This is a genomic window from Amycolatopsis alba DSM 44262, from assembly GCF_000384215.1.
Lineage (GTDB): Bacteria > Actinomycetota > Actinomycetes > Mycobacteriales > Pseudonocardiaceae > Amycolatopsis > Amycolatopsis alba.
Genome location: NZ_KB913032.1, coordinates 6175600 through 6194123 on the forward strand (window position 1 = coordinate 6175600; position 18524 = coordinate 6194123).

The 18524-nt window shown below is 67.0% G+C and carries 23 protein-coding genes; 14 read left to right on the forward strand and 9 right to left on the reverse strand.

The genetic code is table 11. From position 1 onward, the window contains the following. Positions 1-41 precede the first annotated feature (41 nt). The 4 genes from AMYAL_RS0128975 (at position 42) to AMYAL_RS0128990 (ending at position 4130) form a co-directional block, all read left to right on the forward strand. On the forward strand, positions 42-1460 hold the full coding sequence (locus tag AMYAL_RS0128975; protein WP_020634777.1) for an NAD(P)/FAD-dependent oxidoreductase: 1419 nt from the start codon (positions 42-44) through the stop codon (positions 1458-1460). A 27-nt stretch (positions 1461-1487) separates the two neighbouring features. Continuing rightward, a complete protein-coding gene (locus AMYAL_RS0128980) occupies positions 1488-2303 on the forward strand; it encodes an alpha/beta fold hydrolase (RefSeq protein ID WP_026467555.1) in 816 nt (271 codons plus the stop codon). Beyond that, positions 2300-3565, forward strand: a complete 1266-nt coding sequence (locus tag AMYAL_RS46310) for a cation:proton antiporter (protein ID WP_020634779.1) — start codon at positions 2300-2302, stop codon at positions 3563-3565. The genes AMYAL_RS0128980 and AMYAL_RS46310 overlap by 4 nt, the downstream gene beginning before the upstream one ends. Positions 3566-3635: 70 nt before the next feature. Continuing rightward, on the forward strand, positions 3636-4130 hold the full coding sequence (locus AMYAL_RS0128990) for a MaoC family dehydratase (protein WP_020634780.1): 495 nt from the start codon (positions 3636-3638) through the stop codon (positions 4128-4130). Here AMYAL_RS0128990 and AMYAL_RS46315 read toward each other — a convergent pair. Both AMYAL_RS46315 and AMYAL_RS0129000 read right to left on the reverse strand, forming a co-directional pair. Further along, positions 4096-4770 carry an enoyl-CoA hydratase/isomerase family protein gene (locus AMYAL_RS46315; protein ID WP_039795843.1) on the reverse strand — a complete coding sequence of 225 codons (675 nt, stop codon included), beginning with the start codon at positions 4768-4770 and terminating at the stop codon, positions 4096-4098. The genes AMYAL_RS0128990 and AMYAL_RS46315 overlap by 35 nt on opposite strands. A 210-nt stretch (positions 4771-4980) precedes the next feature. Beyond that, the gene (locus AMYAL_RS0129000; protein ID WP_020634782.1) at positions 4981-5574 is read right to left on the reverse strand and encodes a lamin tail domain-containing protein; all 594 of its coding nucleotides are present in this window, start codon (positions 5572-5574) and stop codon (positions 4981-4983) included. A gap of 141 nt (positions 5575-5715) precedes the next feature. On the opposite strand from AMYAL_RS0129000, the gene AMYAL_RS0129005 reads away from it, so the two are divergent. Next, on the forward strand, positions 5716-6255 hold the full coding sequence (locus AMYAL_RS0129005) for a phosphoribosyltransferase family protein (RefSeq protein WP_020634783.1): 540 nt from the start codon (positions 5716-5718) through the stop codon (positions 6253-6255). Here AMYAL_RS0129005 and AMYAL_RS0129010 read toward each other — a convergent pair. Next, the gene (locus AMYAL_RS0129010; RefSeq protein WP_020634784.1) at positions 6244-7110 is read right to left on the reverse strand and encodes a LysR family transcriptional regulator; all 867 of its coding nucleotides are present in this window, start codon (positions 7108-7110) and stop codon (positions 6244-6246) included. The genes AMYAL_RS0129005 and AMYAL_RS0129010 overlap by 12 nt on opposite strands. Positions 7111-7180: 70 nt before the next feature. Between AMYAL_RS0129010 and AMYAL_RS0129015 the strand changes: the two genes are divergently transcribed. Next, a complete protein-coding gene (locus AMYAL_RS0129015; protein WP_020634785.1) occupies positions 7181-7498 on the forward strand; it encodes a hypothetical protein in 318 nt (105 codons plus the stop codon). Further along, a complete protein-coding gene (locus AMYAL_RS0129020; protein WP_020634786.1) occupies positions 7495-8238 on the forward strand; it encodes an SDR family NAD(P)-dependent oxidoreductase in 744 nt (247 codons plus the stop codon). The genes AMYAL_RS0129015 and AMYAL_RS0129020 overlap by 4 nt, the downstream gene beginning before the upstream one ends. Positions 8239-8459: 221 nt before the next feature. On the opposite strand, the gene AMYAL_RS0129025 is transcribed toward AMYAL_RS0129020, so the two are convergent. Continuing rightward, a complete protein-coding gene (locus tag AMYAL_RS0129025) occupies positions 8460-9149 on the reverse strand; it encodes a TetR/AcrR family transcriptional regulator C-terminal domain-containing protein (RefSeq protein WP_020634787.1) in 690 nt (229 codons plus the stop codon). Between the two features lie 118 nt (positions 9150-9267). Here AMYAL_RS0129025 and AMYAL_RS0129030 point away from each other — a divergent pair, with 118 nt between their 5' ends. Continuing rightward, complete coding sequence (locus AMYAL_RS0129030; protein ID WP_020634788.1) at positions 9268-9960, forward strand: DUF4386 domain-containing protein; 693 nt, start codon at positions 9268-9270, stop codon at positions 9958-9960. A 332-nt stretch (positions 9961-10292) separates the two neighbouring features. Here the strand turns inward: AMYAL_RS0129030 and AMYAL_RS49385 are convergent, their stop codons facing one another. Continuing rightward, positions 10293-10451, reverse strand: coding sequence for a hypothetical protein (locus AMYAL_RS49385; protein ID WP_020634789.1), 159 nt, complete (start codon positions 10449-10451; stop codon positions 10293-10295). Between the two features lie 205 nt (positions 10452-10656). Here AMYAL_RS49385 and AMYAL_RS0129040 point away from each other — a divergent pair, with 205 nt between their 5' ends. Further along, positions 10657-11181, forward strand: coding sequence for a YceI family protein (locus AMYAL_RS0129040; RefSeq protein ID WP_020634790.1), 525 nt, complete (start codon positions 10657-10659; stop codon positions 11179-11181). A gap of 303 nt (positions 11182-11484) precedes the next feature. Beyond that, positions 11485-11925 carry a hypothetical protein gene (locus AMYAL_RS0129045; protein WP_020634791.1) on the forward strand — a complete coding sequence of 147 codons (441 nt, stop codon included), beginning with the start codon at positions 11485-11487 and terminating at the stop codon, positions 11923-11925. Positions 11926-12138: 213 nt separating this feature from the next. Here AMYAL_RS0129045 and AMYAL_RS0129050 read toward each other — a convergent pair whose 3' ends face one another. Both AMYAL_RS0129050 and AMYAL_RS49390 read right to left on the reverse strand, forming a co-directional pair. Continuing rightward, positions 12139-12525, reverse strand: coding sequence for a twin-arginine translocase TatA/TatE family subunit (locus AMYAL_RS0129050; RefSeq protein ID WP_020634792.1), 387 nt, complete (start codon positions 12523-12525; stop codon positions 12139-12141). Between the two features lie 291 nt (positions 12526-12816). Next, entirely contained in the window at positions 12817-13176 is a 360-nt protein-coding gene (locus tag AMYAL_RS49390; RefSeq protein WP_020634793.1) for a hypothetical protein, read from the reverse strand. A gap of 163 nt (positions 13177-13339) precedes the next feature. Here AMYAL_RS49390 and AMYAL_RS0129060 point away from each other — a divergent pair, with 163 nt between their 5' ends. Then, positions 13340-14194: a tetratricopeptide repeat protein gene (locus AMYAL_RS0129060; RefSeq protein WP_020634794.1), complete on the forward strand. Its 855-nt coding sequence runs from the start codon at positions 13340-13342 to the stop codon at positions 14192-14194. Positions 14195-14346: 152 nt separating this feature from the next. Here the strand turns inward: AMYAL_RS0129060 and AMYAL_RS0129065 are convergent, their stop codons facing one another. Next, positions 14347-15837, reverse strand: a complete 1491-nt coding sequence (locus AMYAL_RS0129065) for a carboxylesterase/lipase family protein (RefSeq protein WP_020634795.1) — start codon at positions 15835-15837, stop codon at positions 14347-14349. Positions 15838-15934: 97 nt separating this feature from the next. Between AMYAL_RS0129065 and AMYAL_RS0129070 the strand changes: the two genes are divergently transcribed. The 3 genes from AMYAL_RS0129070 (at position 15935) to AMYAL_RS47850 (ending at position 17858) form a co-directional block, all read left to right on the forward strand. Further along, on the forward strand, positions 15935-16534 hold the full coding sequence (locus AMYAL_RS0129070; RefSeq protein ID WP_020634796.1) for a TetR/AcrR family transcriptional regulator: 600 nt from the start codon (positions 15935-15937) through the stop codon (positions 16532-16534). A gap of 216 nt (positions 16535-16750) precedes the next feature. Further along, a complete protein-coding gene (locus tag AMYAL_RS0129075; protein WP_020634797.1) occupies positions 16751-17299 on the forward strand; it encodes a hypothetical protein in 549 nt (182 codons plus the stop codon). 73 nt (positions 17300-17372) lie between these two features. Then, positions 17373-17858, forward strand: a complete 486-nt coding sequence (locus AMYAL_RS47850) for a hypothetical protein (protein ID WP_020634798.1) — start codon at positions 17373-17375, stop codon at positions 17856-17858. Positions 17859-17909: 51 nt separating this feature from the next. Here the strand turns inward: AMYAL_RS47850 and AMYAL_RS46330 are convergent, their stop codons facing one another. Further along, positions 17910-18383 carry a hypothetical protein gene (locus tag AMYAL_RS46330; protein WP_020634799.1) on the reverse strand — a complete coding sequence of 158 codons (474 nt, stop codon included), beginning with the start codon at positions 18381-18383 and terminating at the stop codon, positions 17910-17912. Between the last annotated feature and the right edge of the window lie 141 nt (positions 18384-18524).

Below are 18524 nucleotides of genomic sequence, written 5' to 3' on the forward strand. Positions count from 1 at the left end.
GATGCGTACAGACAAGTACTCCATGAGCAAGGGAATGCCACATGACCAAGAAAGTACTGGTGATCGGCGGCGGGCCCGGCGGGTCGACCGCGGCCGCACTCCTCGCGCGCAACGGAGTCGACGTGCTTTTGCTGGAGCGCGAGCACTTCCCGCGATATCACATCGGCGAGTCGCTGGCCTCGTCCTGTCGGGTCGTACTCGATCTGTCGGGAGTGGTGGACAAGATCGACGCACAGGGATATCCGGCCAAACGCGGCGCGCTCCTGCGGTGGGGTGCCGAAGAGGACTGGACCATCAACTGGTCGGAGCTGTTCGGCAGCAACGTTTCCTCGTGGCAGGTCGAGCGTGAACACTTCGACCAGATCCTGCTCGAGCACGCGGCGGAGCAGGGTGCGGACGTCCGGCAGGGCGCGAACGTCAAGCGTGTCCTCTTCGAAGACGGCCGCCCCTATGCCGCGGAGTGGACCAGCGAGGCGGACGACGGAAAACTGATCACCACCGAATTCGACTACGTGATCGACGCCTCGGGTCGAGCCGGTGTCCTTTCTTCGCAGTACTTCAAGAACCGGCGCCCGCACGAGATCTTCCGCAACGTCGCGATCTGGGGTTATTGGAAGGGCGGCCGGACCCTGCCCAACACACCCGACGGCGGTATCGACATCATCTCCCATCCCGAGGGCTGGTACTGGGTCATCCCGCTGCGTGACGGCATGCACAGCGTGGGATTCGTGACTCACCAGACGAATTTCCTCGAGAAGCGGAAGAAGTACGGTTCCAGCGAGGAGATGCTGCTGAGCATCGTCGATGATTCCGAAACGGTCCGCGACCTGATGGCCGACGGCGTTTTCGAGCAGCCGGTGCGGATCGAGCAGGACTTCTCCTACGTGGCGGACCAGTTCTGCGGGCCTGGCTACTACGAGGTCGGCGACGCCGCCTGCTTCCTCGATCCCCTGTTGTCGACCGGAGTGCACCTGGCGCTCTACAGCGCGATGCTCGCCTCGGCATCGGTCCTCGCGACGATGCGTGAGGAGGTCACCGAGGCCGAAGCGGCAGGGTTCTACGAAACCTTGTACCGAAACGCCTATGCGCGCCTGCTCGTCCTGGTCTCCGGCGTGTACGAGCAATACGAAGGCAAGGACAGCTACTTCTGGCTGGCTCAGCGGATGGTCCGGGAGAAGGGGCACCTCGAGACGGATGGCTCGAACGCGGCCTTCGTCGAGATCGTCGCCGGGCTGAGCGACCTCCGGGACGCCGGGGCCGCCGAAGGGTCGGGCGTGATGACCGAACTCGTCGAAGAGGCCGAGCGGGCGCAGCGCCGGGCTGACGCGGAACTCGAAGACGGTAAGCCGTCGAATCTGGCGCCGTTGCGGATCGATCCCAGCGATCTGCATGACGTGGCCTCCGGCCTCTATCTGGTCACCAAGCCGCTCGGTATCGGCCGCCAGCGGCCTGCCGGCTGAGTGGCCCTGGCCGGATCGGGCGCGAACGTGTCGACCATCGAGATCGACGGCATGGCGGTGTCGTACCACGACCGTGGCGTCGGCGAGCCGGTCCTGCTGATCCCGCCCGCCGCGGCACGCGCCACGGTCTGGCGGCAACACCAGGTCCCGGCGTTGGTGGCGGCGGGCTACCGGGTCCTGACCTACGACCTCCGGCACACGCGTCGCAGCCCGGAGCATCCGAAGCCGTTCGCGCTGATCGACCTGGTGTCGGACGCCGCGGAGTTGATCACCGCGCTGGGACTAGGTCCATGCCGGCTGGTCGGGGCTTCCCTGGGGGCCATGATCGCTCAGGAACTCGCGCTCGCGCGCCCGGATCTCGTTCGGGCGGCCTGCCTGCTGGGCACTCGCGGCCGGGCGGACGGGTACCGGAGCGCGCTCGGCCAGGGTTACGCGCAGGCGATGCGGGCGGTGGGCCGGGACACCGCGCTCTTCGAGGCGGTCGCGTCGATGTCCCAGTTGTTCGGGCCGGCCACGCTGGCCGATGAGGACTTCGTGAGGAGCTGGCTTTCCGCCTACGAGCTCTTTCGCCCCGGCGGTGAAGGTGCGGCGGCCCAATACGAGGCGACCATCGGCTACGACCGGGTGAACGAGTTGCGCGGGGTGCGCTGTCCGTGCCTCGTCGTGGCGTTCGGGCACGATGTGATCATGCCGCCTGCCGAGGGGGCCGCCGTCGCCAAGGCGATCCCCTCGTGCCGCTATGTGGAGTTGCCTGATTGCGGGCACTTCGGCTTCGTCGAACGGCCGGGCGAAGTGAACGCGCTGATCACCGAGTTCTTCGCTGAAGGGGATCAAAGGGCATGAGTGTCGCCGTACAGTTGTTCGCCGCACTCGCGCTCATCCTGGTGCTGGCCAGGGTGCTCGGCGGTCTGGCGGTACGCCTGGCCCAGCCCGCGGTGGTCGGGGAGATCGTCGCGGGCATCCTGCTTGGCCCGACACTGTTCCACGGCGAGCTCGCGAACATGGTGATCCAGCCCGCCATCAGGCCGGAGCTGAGTGCGCTGGCCAACCTCGGCGTCGCGCTCTTCATGTTCGCTGTCGGGCTCGAGGCCGACCTGACCCGCACCGGTGATGCCAGGGCGGCGGTCAGTGTGTCCGTCATGGCCACCGTATTGCCGCTGGCGCTCGGCGCCGGGCTCGGGCTCGTCGTCGCGTCGTCCCGCAGTACGCCGGACCGCACCGCGTTCGTCATGTTCTTCGCCGTTTCGATGGCTGTCACCGCGTTCCCCGTGCTGGCCCGTATCCTGATCGAACGCGGTCTTCACCGCGGACGGCTCGGCTCGCTGGCTCTCGCGTCCGCTTCGCTCAGCGACGTGATCGTGTGGAGTCTCCTGGTCGTGGTGGTCGCCGCCGTCAACCCGTCCGGGGGCAGCCCCTGGCGGCTTGTGCTGCTGGTGCCGTACCTCGCCGCGCTCGTGGCGGTCCGCCCGTTGTTACGGCGGCTGTTGCGGCAGTCCGGCCAACGGTCGTCGCGAAGGTTGTCGAGAGATCGTTTCGTAGTGCTTTTCATCGGCATGCTGGTCTCGGCCGGGTTCACCGAATTCCTGGGCTTGCATTTCATCTTCGGTGCGTTCATTTTCGGTGCGCTGATCCCGCGTGATGTTCCCTCGGAGACATCTGCGGAAGTCGTTCATCAGGCAGGCAGGCTGGGTGGTTTGCTGCTGCCGATCTATTTCGTCGTCGCGGGGCTTCAGGTCGATCTGTCCGGAATAGGTGTCGGCAGTCTGGTGACCCTGATGCTGATCTTGCTGGTCGCCGTGGGTGGCAAGCTCGGCGGCGGCTATCTCGGCGGGCGCGTCGCGGGGCTGGACAACCGGACGGCGCTCGGGGTCGGCGTGCTGATGAACACCCGTGGACTCACCGAACTGGTGATCCTCACGGTCGGGCTTCAGCTGGGGGTCCTTGACGGCTCGCTGTACACCCTGCTGGTGGTCATGGCTGTGGTCACGACCGCGATGACCGGCCCTTTGCTCGAGGTGCTGAAGCTGTCCGACGCGAGCGTTCACCCGAACAGCGGAGACAGTTTCCTGCCTGCCGCAACGGAATCGGGTCAGTCGGCCCGATGACGGTCGTGTGATCATCACCACGACCACTCGTGCTAGGGTTGGCGAATTGCCGAAGAAGCGAGGAGCTCGTATGAGTGAACCGGCTGAAAAGCAGGCGTTCGCCACCCCGATCGATCAGCGCTATTTTGAGGATTACATTCCTGGGACGACGTACGAGTTCGGATCGGCGTCGCTCACCGAGGCGCAGATCATCGAATTCGCGAAGGAATACGATCCGCAATCTTTTCACGTGGATCCGGCCGCGGCCGCGAACGGTCCGTTCGCCGGCCTCATCGCCAGTGGCTGGCAGACTTCCGCGCTGATGATGCGCTTGTTCGCGCAGTACTATCTCTCCAGTGTCGCGAGCCTGGGCGGTCCCGGTGTGGACGAGCTACGGTGGTTGCGACCGGTGCGGTCGGACGACCGGTTGCGTCTGCGGGTCACCGTCGTCGACACCAAGGTGTCGAATTCCAAGCCCGATCGTGGTCTCGTGCGTACGCTCGCGGAGCTGATCGACGATGCGGACCGGCCCGTGTTCAAGGCGACTATCCTCAATTTCCTCCTTCTTCGCGAGCGCGAAGCCTGATTCGGCTCGCGTCGCCCCGCGCATGCCTGTCGTGGCCGGTGAACCGGGCCGCCCAGGTGGTGGCCGTGGCCAGCACCTCGCCGGCTGGGACGACCACGTCGACCAGGCCGATTTCCTTGGCGCGTGACGCACTCAGGACGGCACCGGTGTAGATCATCTCCTTGGCGGGGGAGACCCCGATCAGCCGGCTGAGCCGCTGCGTCCCGCCCGCGCCGGGAATCACGCCGAGGGTCGTCTCGGGCAGCCCGATCCGCGCGTTCGCGGCACAGACCCGGTGGTCCGCGGTGAGCGCGAGTTCGCAGCCGCCTCCGACGGCGAATCCGGTGATCGCCGCGACGACCGGCTTGGGCATTTCGGCGACGGCGGTGAATGTCTCCTGTATTCGCAGCGCGTAGGGAAGCATCTCGGAATAGGTCAAGGTGGCGAACTGCCGCACTTCGACGCCCGCCGAGAACTTGTTGCGGCCGCCGTAGAGAATCACAGCTTTGACATCCGGGCGCTCCGCGGCTTGTTCGACCACTCGGCGCAGTTCGTCCCGTCCTCGGTCATCGAGGACGTTGAGAGGAGGAGCGTCAAGACGGATCGTCCCGATTCCCTGATGTACAGCGAGAGTCACTGCCGGCGATCCGCTCAGAAGCATCGGCTTCCCCCATTTTTCGAAATGCCGAATTCGACGATATTCGGTTTTCGTGAACCGCGTCAAGGCGCGGCGGCATCGGATTCGTTGATAGGGTGACGATGGCGAATGTGGAAAGCGAAGATCCGGATGTCCCCGCCCGGCTGCAGAAGGATGAGCTGCTTCTGCGTATGTGTCGAGAAGAGAGTTCTCGGGCCGCTGCCGGGGCGTCGGTCATTGTGCTCCGGCACTTGGTGGTGTGGCAGTGAAATCGGTTCGGTTGTTGTCGGTGTCCCGGCTCAAGTGGTTGCGGGACAGCGAGAGACCTGGCGGTGGGGTGCGTGCGGGCCCTCCTTCGCGCAGACACGGCGTGCTCCATCCGACCGCGTCGACCCGGCTGCCGGGAAGGTTGTGCAGAGCAACCGACCCGCTGTAGGCAGGCATGAGATCACGGAAGTCGGGCAGCAGGACGATGTTGGTCTGATCGTCGATGGTGCCGGAGAAGTACGGCCCGGTCAGGGCCACGTACTGCCCGACCGAGTTCTTCGGTTGCAACACCAGGTCCTGGGGAAGGTCCAGGGTGTAGGCGGGAAGGCAGTTCGAGGAGTAGAACCGCAGTGTGAAGCCGGTGAGGTCTACGGGAACAGTGCTGACGTTGCGCAGTTCGAGGAACTCGTCTGTTTCCCCGAACTGTCCCTTGGGGAAGATCTCGTTGATCAGCACCGTGGTCGACACCTGGGGAGTGAGGTTTCCGGCGGCCGACGGGGGTGCGATGACGAGGGAGAGGATGAGCACGCCGAGCGTGCCGCTGACCAGATGCCGGATCATGGTTTCCCCTCTGCTGGTGGATTGGTCGCTTTTTCCATACTGAGCGCAGGAAAAGTGACCTACAAGCGCCCGTTTGCGCTTCTCCTGGCCTGGGTGGAAATCGGTGGCAGAGTGATGGCGCGGTGAGCGAAGATCGCCATCATGGCGACAGCGGCGAGTGATCTTCTGCTACAGCGGTTCCGGTGGGTTGGCGGTCATGCGGACATGTGGCCTGTCTTCCGTGACGGCCATGCGCTCGGCGAGGTGATCAAGGCTTTGGTGGCGCCGTTCCGGGATGATGGGGTGACCGCCGTGTGCGGGATCGAGTCGAGAGGGTTCTTGCTCGGCGGGGCAGCCGCAGTGGAGCTTGGCGTCGGCTTCGTGGCGGTAAGGAAGGGCACTGGGATGTTTCCCGGCGAGAAGATCGCCCGCGAGACAGCTCCGGATTATCGGGGCATCCGCCACGTTCTGCGGATTCAGCGGTCGTCCGTGGGGCCTGGTGACCGAGTTCTGCTGGTGGATGACTGGATCGAGACGGGCAGTCAGGCGTTGGCCGTGCGGCAGCTCGTGACGGAGGCCGGTGCGGATCTGGTGGGCTGCGCGGTCGTCGTCGACCAGTTGCGGCCGAGCGCGAGGCCGCAGGTCGGACGAGTGCACGCGCTTGTGACCAAGGACGAGTTGCCTGACGTGTCACGGCGCTGACTGGGTGCCGCCCTCGTATGACTTGGTTTCCAGTACGGCGGCCACAAACGACGCGACCAGCGGCCGGCGGTCCTGTTCGTTCCAGGCGAGCACGAGACGACTGGGCGGTGCGTCGATCACGGGTACACACACCACGCCGCGTCGAGTCGGTTCGACCAGTGAGCGGGGAAGCACGCCGACCATCCGGCCTAACCTGATCATGTCGACCAGTTGGACCACGTCGGCGACTTCGGGGCCGGTTCCGTCGCCGCCGGGAACTCCTTTCCAACGCGGCAGTGACTCACCCTCCAGCTCGGACATTCGTACCGAGCGCCTGCCCGCGAACCGATGCCCTGGCGGAACGATGACCACTCGGTCCTCGGTGCGGAGCGTCTCGTGGGCCAGTCCGTCGAGATCGTCGAACGGGGCGTAGAGCAGGCCGACGTCCGCCCGGCCGTCGCGCAGGAAGTCGGTGCGGTCGGCGGGGCCGCTGAACAGGATGTCGACCCGGCGCGCGTGGGGCCGCTGGGCGTAGCCCGCCAGGATCCCGGAGAGCAGGCCGGCGTCGCCACCGGGTTTGAGTACGAGCCGCAGGTGAGCCTCGGTGTCGCCGGCGCGGCGGGCGCTCCGGACCGCGGCGCTGACCGCGTTGAGCGCGTGCCTGCCGTGTTCCCGCAACGCCTCACCGGCGGGGGTGAGCGACACGTGACGGCTGGAGCGGATGAACAGCGGGCTTCCGAGTCGTGCTTCGATCCGCCGGATCGCTTTCGAGAGGGCGGGTTGGGCGATCGACAGGCGGTCGGCCGCGCGGCCGAAGTGCAGTTCATCGGCGACGGCGATGAAGTACTCGAGTTCCCGTGTTTCCAGTTCGACCATGCCTGCAGGTTATCGCCGGATGTCCGATCGGTCTTGGACGCCGCCGTCTTTCCTGGCCGAGAATCGGGACATGATCACGCATACGATGATTGTCGCGTTCGACGAAACCCTCCCTGACGCCGAGCTCGACCAGTACCTGGCGGATATCGAACGGGCGATGCGAGACACCGGTCTCACGCAATCGATCGCCGTCCGGCGGCACCTTCCGATCCCCGGCGAGGAGGCGATTCCGGCGCTGGTCGCCACCGCGATCGTGCAGGTCACCGTGGCCGACACCGACACGTTGGCGAAGGCTTTCGCCGCGCCCGGCTTGCACGCGGTGATCGGTCACTGGCAGTCGCGGTACCCGTACAAGGTTGCCTGGGCGAACCACGAGCCGCTGTCGTGAGCGCCTTTTCCGGCAAGCGCGGACTGGTCACCGGCGCGGGCAGCGGGATCGGCCGTGCGGCGGCGATCGACTTCGCCCGGCAAGGAGCGTCGGTCGCCGTGCTCGACCGCGACGAGACCGCCGCGGCCGAGACCGCGGCCCTGATCGACGAGAGTGGCGGCGAAGCAAGGGCGATCGCGGTCGACATCGCGGACGAAGAGTCCGTCCGGGCCGCCGTCGAGCGCACGGTCGCGACCTACGGCGGCCTCGACTTCGCGGTGAACAACGCCGGAATGTCTTCGCGCGGGCCGCTCGACCAGATGACCCTGGACGAGTTCGAGCGGGTGGTCCACGTCAATCTGTCAGGGACATTCCTCTGCTTGAAGCACGAGTTGCCCGTGCTGGGACGCGGCGGAGCGATCGTGAACGTGGCCTCCAATGGCGGCTTGGCCGCGATTCCGAACGCGCCCGGCTACGTAGCCGCGAAGCATGGCGTCGTCGGGCTCACGAAGGTCGCCGCGGTCGACTACGCCTCGCGCGGGATCCGGGTCAACGCGGTATGTCCCGGCCCGACCCGTACTCCGGGGTTCGAGAAATGGGCGGCGGGAACGGACATCATCGCGATGCAGGCGGCGATCACACCGCTGGGCAGGCTGGCCACGGCGGAAGAAGCCGCCGCGGCGGCGGTGTGGCTCTGTTCGGACGCCGCGTCGTTCGTCACCGGGATCGCGTTGTCGGTGGACGGCGGGCGGCGGGCCTGAGCCGCGGCGTGGGAGCAAGGCGGGCCCGTGGTCGTACACGGGCCCGCCTTGAAGCCCGAGCGCATCTCGTCTGCTGGAGAAGTTCCGCCCGTGAGCACGAGGTGCTCCTCCAGGTGGGCGCCGGCCTGGATCTGTCGAGAAGTGATGGCCTGCGTCGGAGGTGAGCTCGCGGCCGCGACGCTGCGACCCGTCGATCGTGGGGGATGCGGCCGGCGGGATGGCTAGCCGCGGAGGCGTTCGAGCCCGTCGAGGAGCAGGTCGAGGGTGAACTCGAACTTGCTCTGGCTGTCGCACCATCCGAGCGTGGGGTCGGTGCTGTCGTGGACCTCGGCTGCCACCATGGCGATCAGATGCGGCAGGGTCTCGGTGGCCGCGGCCAGGTCTGCCTCCGCAGCGTCGTCCTCCATGTTCCCGCCGGCTGACTCCGGGCTGAAGACCTCCTGCGTGAACCCGAGCGGCAGGCTTCCGAACGCGTGCAGCGCCCGGTGGGCGAGGTGGTAGGAGAACCCGGCGCCGACGAGCGTGCCGATGATCTCGTTGTAGTAGGCGTACACGGTGGCCGGGATGGTCCGGCGCGAGCCGAGCAGCCCTGGCGCCCACGGGTGGCGCAGCATGACGTGACGTGCCGCGAGAAACCGCTGCCGCAGCCGCGTACGCCAGTCTTCGCCACCGTCATCCGTGTCGAGGCGGGAGATCGCCGCGTCGATTTCGGCGATCACGGTCTCGACGACGCCGTCGAGCAGGGCCTCCTTGTCGCGCAGGTGGTAGTAGAGCGACATGGCCTCGACGTGGAGTTCGACGGCGAGGCGACGCATCGTCAGTGCCTGGATTCCCTGCGCATCAGCCAGGACGACCGCCGCGGCCAGTACACGCTGGCGGCTGAGCGGCTTCCGGGACGCCTTCGACGGCACTGAATCTCCTTACTCTTGCCCTCACCTTACATTGTATGATTTCCTGGTTACCTTACGACGTAAGAATTGATCGGCACGACCACCTTCATGCGCCCGTACGGCTGCCGAAGGAGCCACCATGCGCACGCTGATCCGCACCGCCCGCATGACCGGACTGCTCTACCTCGGCCTCGCCGTCACCGGTGCACTCGGCTTCCTGGTCATCCGGCCGCGACTCTTTGCCGCCGACGACCCCGGCGCGACACTGGTCAACCTGGTCGAACACGAATCGCTCGCCCGTGCCGGCGTCGCCGTCGAACTGCTCATCGTCGTCACCAAAGCCCTTGTCGTGGTGTGGTTCTATCGCCTGTTCCGCACCGCGGACCCGCTCGCCGCCTCCGGCATCGTCGCTTTCGGCCTCGTCAACGCGGTGGCGATCCTCATCAGCGCGGCAACGCTGGCCACCGCGGTCCAGTTCGCGATCGACCCGATCGGGGACGCGGCAGCCACCGTCCAGCTCCTGTACCTGCTCAGCGGAAACCTCTGGAGCGTGGGAACGCTGTTCTTCGGCCTGTGGCTCATCCCCATGGGCCGGTGCGTGCTCCGCTCGGGCTGGATGCCCCGCACCCTCGGCCGGCTCCTCATCGGCGGCGGCGTCGCATACCTGCTCAGCGCGTTCATCAAATACCTCATCCCCGACCTGCCGCTCGTCGCGGATGCTCTCGCTGTTCCCGCGACCGTGGGCGAGTTCTGGATGATCGGCTACCTGCTCGTCCGCGGCGTCCGCCGCCACGCAGCGCACGAAGCACCGCCAACCACGGCAGCGAGCTGACCTATGGGCGATCTACTGAATGATTCGATGAAACAGGCGGACGCCAACGCCTTGGCGGAGCTTGATGGCTACGAGCGTGTGTTTCCGGAACATCGGGCCCTGGCCGCGGATCGGCGTTCCCGTGCGGAGACACTGGATTACGCGGTGTGGTTCCGCCGCCGCACCGTCGAGCTGACCAGGCCCCCTCCGTTCGCTGTCTCATCGCGGAGAGGATGCGACACGGCGATGGGCAAACAATGGGCGGCGCAAGCAAACGCAGGTGGTCGCGCGGCCTGTCGGCAGAGCTGTGTTTTCCATGCCCGTGTGCCGTCCTGTGCGGATTGCTCCGGCGGTCAGGCCACGCTGGTGGGCGCGAGCAGCGCGTCGAGTTCGCGGTCGAGTTGTTCCTCCAGTTCCGTGATGCGCCGAAGGGCGGCGGGATCGCAGGTTTCTCCGTGGTGTTGCTTCGTCACGCCGCAGGCGCCGCAGACTTCCAGGTTGGTGTCGAACACAGCGGTCAGCCTAGAGAGGGGCACCGACAGAAAATCCGCCTTGGCACGGCGCTGCCCCGTCGTCTTCGAAGTCGTCGGATGAGGTGTACCGGTGGAGTACTTCCCGGTGGCGTGCTGGGTCCGGGCTGTCGAGGCACCTCACATTCGGCCGGGCCGTGTCGTCGTAGTGGCGAGATTGAATTCTCCACCGGCTAGGAGCAGCAGCATGACCACCTTCAGCGAATTGACCGGTGACTACCGGCTCGACATCGCCCGGACGACGCTCGGCTTCGTCGCGCGGCACACCATGTCCAGCCGCGTGCCGGGTCACTTCGACGACTTCGAAGGCAGTGTTCACCTCGACGGCGGCGAACCGTCGAGGTCCAGCCTCCGGTTCAGCGTGAAAGCCGCGAGCATCGACACCGGGAACTCGCGGCGCGACGACCAGTTGCGCGGGGCGTTCCTCGACGTGGAGAGCCACCCGGCGATCACTTTCGCCTCGACCGGGATCCGGCACCTCGGCGGCACCCGGTTCGAGGTCGCCGGGGACCTGACCATCCGGGGTGTCACCAACCCCGTTCGCGGCATCGTCGTCGAAGTGGTCGACACCGCCACGTCACGGGTGGCTTTCGCGGGCAGCGTCACGATCGATCGCCATCGGTGGGGAGTGAACCAGAACTTCGCGACCAGGCTCATGGTCGCCTCCAAGGTGACCCTGCGGTTCACCGTCGAGGTGACGACCGGCCGGTGAACTCGATGTCCTTGTCGAGGCTGGCGAAAACCGCAGCGTTCAACCTCGGGCCGGGTCGGCGATTTTGAACAGCGTGCGGATGGCGCGGGTTCTGAGGACGCCGCGGAGGGAGGCCGCGCGGCCGATCCGAGTGGGGGCACGGTTTCGCGGGCGAAGCGGGGGACAGTGTCGCGGCGTTGCCGTGGTCGATGGCGGCGGGCAGGGGTGCGTGAGCCCGGTCAGGACCGGGACATCAAACCCGCGGCTCCCAGGTGGCGTCGCCACACCAGAGAGCGTCTGTTGTGGCCGTTCTAGAGTGGTCTGGTGCGAACGAGGCTGCGGACGCTGCGCGTCGGGGAGCGGACCTACACCTGGCGGGCCACGATCGGTCAGGTTGCCGGTGACGGCGTCGACTGGCATCGCTGCGTCAGGGTGCGTGTCTGGGGTGGCGGCAAGAACGGCCGTGCGCTGGAGGCCGATCTGCTCTCGAAGGCCATGAGCGTGGGCTGGACCCCGGCCGCGACCGATGGTTCGTACCCGGAGCCTGCCGACGTCCGGTTCCTGATCGAGCGCGCGCTCGCCCTCGGCTGGGATCCCGGCGTGCTCGGCGGCACTTTCCGGCTCACCGAAGAGTATGGGGTGGAGCTGCCGGGCTTCCTGCTCACTGACCGTGTCCGCGACCCGAGCGCACGGGACCCTTCCGCATGGGTGATCCAGGCGAACGACCGGCGAGAAGGAATGGATGCCGGTGGATCGGAGCTGTGATGGGCCCGGCCGGTGACGAGTTCGAGTCGACCGGTCTGGCGTAGGACAGCCGGAATCCGCCCGCGGGCCCGTGCGGGCTCCGCACAGCGACTCCGAGCGCGGTGAGGCCTTCCCGGTGCGCTGATCGTTGATGGCGAAGCCTCTGGCGCGACTTCAGGTCGCGAGCACGCGGACCCCGTCGGGATGGTTCGCCGCCCTGTGGATTCGGTTCCTTTACGTGGCGTCCGGGTCGAAAGGTGCTCGTTCTCCGGTTGTCAGCGGAGCGCCGGTGTTACGGCGAGGGACTGCACTGGGGAACTCCGTGTCGCTGCTCACGAGCGGGTGCGTGCCGGTGCGCGGGTCATCGAGCAGGTGGCGGCTGACCGCGGTTCTCGGATCGAGGTTCCGCAGGGCGCTGAGGTCTTGCAGTGGTTTGCGGAGTTGCTGGTACTCGGTGCCGAGTTCGGTCCGAAGCTGGTTCTGAGCGCCGGTGGCGAACTCCCGTGCCTTGGTGAGGGTCTTGGCCAGCCATCGGGCGGATTCCGGCAGCCGTTCGGGGCCGAGGACGAAAAGCCCGGCGACCAGCAGGATCAGCAGATGTTCGAGGCTGAGACCGAACATGTCAGTTCTCCCTCGTCGCCACGTCGTTGCCGTCATGGTAGACCGTTGTCAGGCAGGCGTGGCGGAAGGTGGTGGGGAATATCGCCGCGTTCGTCGACATCGTCGCGGATGCGCTGGAGCCACTCGCTGCTCGTGCCTTGCCACGTCCCGAAACCCGGATCCTGCTCCGTCAAGTCTTCGAGGAGGGACAGGGCTTCCGGAGGCAGAGGACCTCTGATCGACCTGGACGGGTGAGGGCGGCCCGCCCCCGATAAGGGAACGAGCCGCCGTTCAGGCCACTGCTCAGCCGTCCTACCAGCCGAACTCGACGATGTTGCCGTGGTTGTAGCAATCGCCGCCCCACAGCCAGTTACCCGGTCCCGCCAGCGGTCCGTAGACCCGGTGGCCGTCCGAGCACTTGGTTGGCAGCCAGCTCGACGAAGCGATCACGTTGGCCGGATGGGCGAGATTGACCCTCCGGGAACAGCAGTTCCTCGACGCGAGCATCCGGGCCCGCGAAGAAGAGAGGGCACGGGCGAACCGATCCGCGTGGCGGCTCCGACGGCTGGCGGCCGCGATGGTGGTCATGAGCGGGCTGGCCGCGGCCTCGGTCGCGCTGGCCGTCCGGGAACGGAGACAGGCTTTGGCCTTTTGCTGGTGACCGCGTGCCACGCGTGTTTCCGAGGCGTTCGGATCACCGCGTGACAGTCAGGCGCGCTCGACGAGGCTCGGCGGGTGATCTGTGGGCGGGTAAGCTCGCATCACCCGTTTGTGGCCCCGCCATCCCGCTCTGCGCTATCGCTTTGGAGCATCCGCTTAAAACGACAGGAACAGCATGACAAGCCACAACGACATCGGGGCGCTCACTGCGCAGGCGGCAGCGCTGCGGGACGAGGACTGCCACAAGGAAGCTGTTCCGATCCTTCGTGCGGCCATCGCGGCCCGCGAGCCGGACGCCGACCGGATCCTGGCCTTGACGCTCAAGGAGATCAATGACCTCGAGGGCGCTAAGCAGGTACTGATCGATGCTGTCGCCAAAGGGCAGGCGCACCTGGCAAGTCTGCTCGGCGACATCGCGGACGACCTCGAAGACGACGAGCTTGCCGAGTCGTCGTACCGGCAGGCGATCGACGCAGGCGACACCGGCGCACTCAACGACTACGGCGTTTTTCTTCGATCTCGCGAACGATATGACGAGGCCATCGATGTTCTTCGGCGAGCGATCGCCGGAGGCGACAATTTGGCCGCGGCGAATTTGGTATCGCTGTATTTCGATGATCTGGAGGAGCTGGACAAGGCTGAGGAGTTGGCGCTCCGGTACCTGAGCAAGGATCATCCCAGTACCTATGTGGCTTTGGCCAACGTCTACGCCGAGCAGGATCGGCTCGATGAGGCGGAGGAAAAATTCCGCGAAGCCCTCGCGCTCGATGCGAACAAGGTGCACCAGAATTACGCATTGTTTCTTTGGGGCAAGCGGGAAGACCTGGCTGGAGCGGAGCAGGAATTTCGCCTTGCGCAAGACAACGACGAGCCTGGCTGGGGATTTGAGCTAGGGTCCTTCCTGATCGAGCAAGATCGAAACGACGAAGCGCGGGATGTCCTGGCTTGGGCCGCGTCCTGGGGAGATGTCGTCGCCGCTGAACTCCTGGAAGAGATCGACCCGGACGGCGAGGTCGAGGTCGATCGATAGATCTTTGCCCTGCGACTTTCACGTCGTTCGGTATCGATTACGTGCGGCCTCCTCGGCGAGCGGCGCCGGTGACCAGGCTGGCTGATCTGCCCTGAACCGGGCGAGCGCGGCCGGGGTACGACCGCGCCCGGATCCTGGGCCTGCCTGGACGATTACGAGAGATCGAAGGGGGCGGGGGAGTGGCCTTCCCAGATCTGGCGGGATGCCTGTTCGGGGTAGGGCAGAGTCTTCGGCTCGGTGTCCAGGACGCGGGTGAGGTTCTCGCCGGGTCGGTGGGCGGGCCAGCCCGCGTCACCGGTGGTGACGAAGCGGACCCATGCCTCCTGGAACTCGCGGGAGAGCGCGACGGCCTCGGGAGTGGGCTCCTCGCCGATGAGCTGGGTGCCGACAGGGCTGTCCAGCGTGCCGAACGCCAGGGGCACGTCGAGACTGTGGCAGGCGCCCAGGATGCCGCCGAGGGCCGGGGCGACCCAGCACAGTTCGAACAGGTACGAGGTGCCGCCCGCCGCGGCGTTCGCCTCGGCCAGTTTCTGTGACGGCATGCGGAAAAGAGCGTCGGAGTACACCGTCTCCACCAGTTCCTCCGGGCCTGCCTGCGGGAACGCGGCACGGTAGGCCCGCGCGCCGTCCGGCTGCGGGGCGTGCAGTTCCAAGGCCGCGTGGGCGTCCTCCTCGGTGAAGGTGCCGTGCCGTCCGCTCACGACACTGAAGTACCGGAATTCGTCACGGGTGTGACCGACGAGCAGTTCGGTCCCGCTCGCGCGCGCGCCGGTCAGCGCGGGCCAGGGCGCTTCCGGGAGGACCTCGCCGTCGACGACGGGGCACAGCGCGGTGCCGGTCTCCGTGAGGCGTCCCCAGCTCTCCCGGTGCGCGTGGAGGCCCGCGTTGAACGAGGTGAGCTCGGCGGCCAGGTGCCATGGGTCGATGTCGCGCAGGGCCTCGGCGGTCGGGGCCGTCGCGCCGAGCCGGTCCGCGAACGCGGCGGTGACCTGCCGTGCCAGCGCGGGGGTGCTGTGCAGCCCCGGCACCGAGTGGGCGATGGCCCGCCGGAACAGGCCGCGCGCGGACTTCATCGTCAGCAGGGCGGCGACCGAGCCCGCCCCGGCGGACACCCCGCCCACGGTGACCCGGCCGGGGTCGCCTCCGAAGGCGGCGATGTTGCGCTGCACCCACTCCAGCGCCGCGATCTGGTCGAGAAATCCGCGGTTGGGCGGCACGTCGTCGAGGAACGCGAATCCCTCCGCGCCCACGCGGCAGTTGATGGTCACCACGACGACTCCCGCCTCGGCCAGCGCTGCCGGGTCGTACATCGGGTCGCTCGACGCCGCCGAGAGGTAGCCGCCAACGGGGATCCACACCAGCACCGGCAGTCCCGCCGCGCCGGGATCCGGAGTGCCGACGTTGAGCGTCAGCCAGTCGGTGCCCTGCGGGGGCACGTCGATCGGCAGGGACAGCGGCACCACGGGGCCGAACTCGACCGCCTGCCTCGTCCCCTCCCAGCGGTGTGGCGGCGCGGGCGCGGCGAAGCGGAGTGCTCCGACCGGGGGCTGGGCGTAGGGGATGCCGCGGAACACCGCGTGCCCCTGCCGACGGAGCCCCTGCACCACGCCTTCCGTGGTCCGCACCTTTGGCTGTTCGGACATGACGGTTCCTTCCCTCGAGTGGACCTCCACGTTATGGGTCAGGTGTATTATGTCAACTGTATTGGAAAAGTCTCAGGGGACGAGGGAGGGACCGAAGATGCCGAAACAGGTGGATCACCGCGGACGCCGCGAAGCGATCGCCCGCGCACTGTGGCGGGTGGTGGAGCAGCGCGGCGTCACACAGCTGACGATGCGCGTGGTGGCGCAGGAGGCGGGCATGTCACTCGGGCAGCTGCAGCACTATTTCGCCTCCCGGACAGCCATGCTCTCCTTCGCCATGGATTTCGCGTCCGAGCAGACCTCGGTGCGCGTACACCAGGGGCTCGAAAAGCTCGGTGACCGTCCGCACCCCCGTGATGTGCTGCGACTGACGCTCACGGAAATGCTCCCCCTGCATGCCGACGCCCGCGCGACCAGCCGGATGAGCGCCGCCTACGTCCTGGAGGCGCTGCACGACGAGGCCGTGCACGAGCAGGCGCGCCGGGGACTCGTCCAAGGGCGGGCCCTCGTCGAGCAGTCGGTCCGCCAGGCGATCGCCGACGGGCACATCGACTCCGGCCGCGACCCGGCGACCGAGACCAACCTGCTCCTCGCCCTCACCGGCTTCACCTCCCTGATCGAACTCGACGTGATCGAGCCCCAGGACGCGCTCGCCGCGATCGACGTGCAGCTGGACCGGCTGTTCAGGAGTACGTGATCGGGACGGCGGGCAGAGCGAGACCGGTATCACCGGTCGACCCAGGGAACTGTGGTCTGTTCGACCGACAGTATGCGGACGCGCCGGCCAGTACCGTGTGTAGCCGACCCGCCCGGACATCGGAGATGCCACCATGACGACTGCCCAGCGCGGGAACGCGACCGGCGGTGGGAGGAACGAACTCCACACGCGGGCGACCACGCGATCGGGACTGTGATGACACTCGAGCAGCATCCGTTGCCGGAAGTGACGTCGCAGCCGAAAGGCGCTACCGGGGTCGCTGCCGGGGTCCTGGCGATTCTTGGCGGTCTCGTTTTCCTGGTGGCTGCCGCGCTCTGCGTCATCGAGTGCGTCTTGTCCCTTTATGTGCTCGCCGTCGGAGCCATCGCTCCGAAAACCATCGCCCCCGGCGTCGAGCTCTCCGGTGTCGTTCCCGTGGTCCTGGCGATCGCCGCGGTGATCGATCTTGTCGCCATGGTGCTGCTCTCCAGCGGAGGGATCCTGCTGCTCCAGCGTAAAGGTCCTGGACGGGTGCTCACCGTGATCGGAGCGGGGATCGCTTTCGGATTCTCCGGGCTGGTCCTGCTCGTGCCGTGGATCAGCTCGCGTGTCGCCTTCTCGTACAGCGAATTGACTCCGATCACCAGCACTGTCTGGCCGTTCGCCGTGGTCCTGGTCGCCGCGGCCGCGACGCTCCTGCTGGCGCTGATCCCGCCGACGGCGCGCTGGCTCGCCGCCGGCACGCCTCGTCTTCCTCGACGTTGACTGCAGACGCTGATCCGGGCAATCCGGTGAGCCGAGCTGTTCGTCCGCGAGCCAAGGCCGGGGGAGATCTCTGGTGCTGCCGAAGACGAGGGGGCGGGTCGCGATGAGGGTCGTCGTGTGCGTGTTGTGGGCGATCTTGGCGTTGGCGGGCTGCGCGTCACGGTCCGTCGATGTCGATACAGCGGGTTTCGAGACGCGTCTCTCCGCTGTACCGGGGGTCAATGGCGCGATGGTCGAGGTTCAGCATCCGGGGCTGCCGACGAACACGAACGTCGCGATCTGGCTGTTCCTCGAGTCGGCGGATGTCGAATCGGTGGCGACGACAGTCCGGAAGGTCGCAGGCACGGCACGAAGTGACGACGGGGTCCGCGGGCGGCAGATCACCATCTCCGTCGTGCAAGGCACGCGGGCGGAATTCCCGATCCGCCAGGACGTGGTGGCGAACTCGGTGCCGGTGATGCATCGAGTCGCGGAAGCCCTCGCACTGCCCGAGTCGGCCGGACTCATGCTTGTGCTGACACCAGAAGAAGTCGCGAGACTCGCGGATGTAGAAGACTGAGCGGACGGCACCTGTTCGGGCACGCCCGGTGGCGCTGCAGCGTAGGCGTGCCTATCCGTCGTCGTCCTTGTTTCCGACGGCGAGGTCGTCCACTTCGAGGTTCTCGTCGAGTTGCACATCGATGCGCGAGTCCGGGAACTGACGGGGTGCGTGGAAGGAGATCAGTGTCGTGTCCGGCCAGACCGTGAGCGACACGATGGTCAGATCATCGCGCAGATCGGCCTGTTCCTGGATGTGGGAGGCATCGCCGACGGCGGCCTCGATCTCCTCGGCCACGGCGGCGACGATTCGCCGCCACCGTGCCGCCGGGAGGTCCAGGATCTCGGTGGCACGTGCGGTCAGCGCCATGATGTCGGTGTCCGGAGTCTCGTCCAGGTCGGGATCGATCTCGACGAGGACGTCGACCTCGGCCGGCGCGAGGCGCGCGCGGTCCACCACCGTGTCGTCGGCGACCTCTGGCGACGCGAGCCGCCCACCTGCCTGGATGGCCCTCAGCAACTCGACAAGGGGCTCGGTACCCGTCATCCGTACAGTCCTTTCGGCCGCCGCGCAGGACAGTGTGTGAAGAGCGGGGAAACCGACGGGAACGCCGAGCTTCCTGCGCTGCCGGAGCATTGTCCACTGCAGGCGACGGTGCGCCTCGAACACGTCCCTGATGGACGAGCG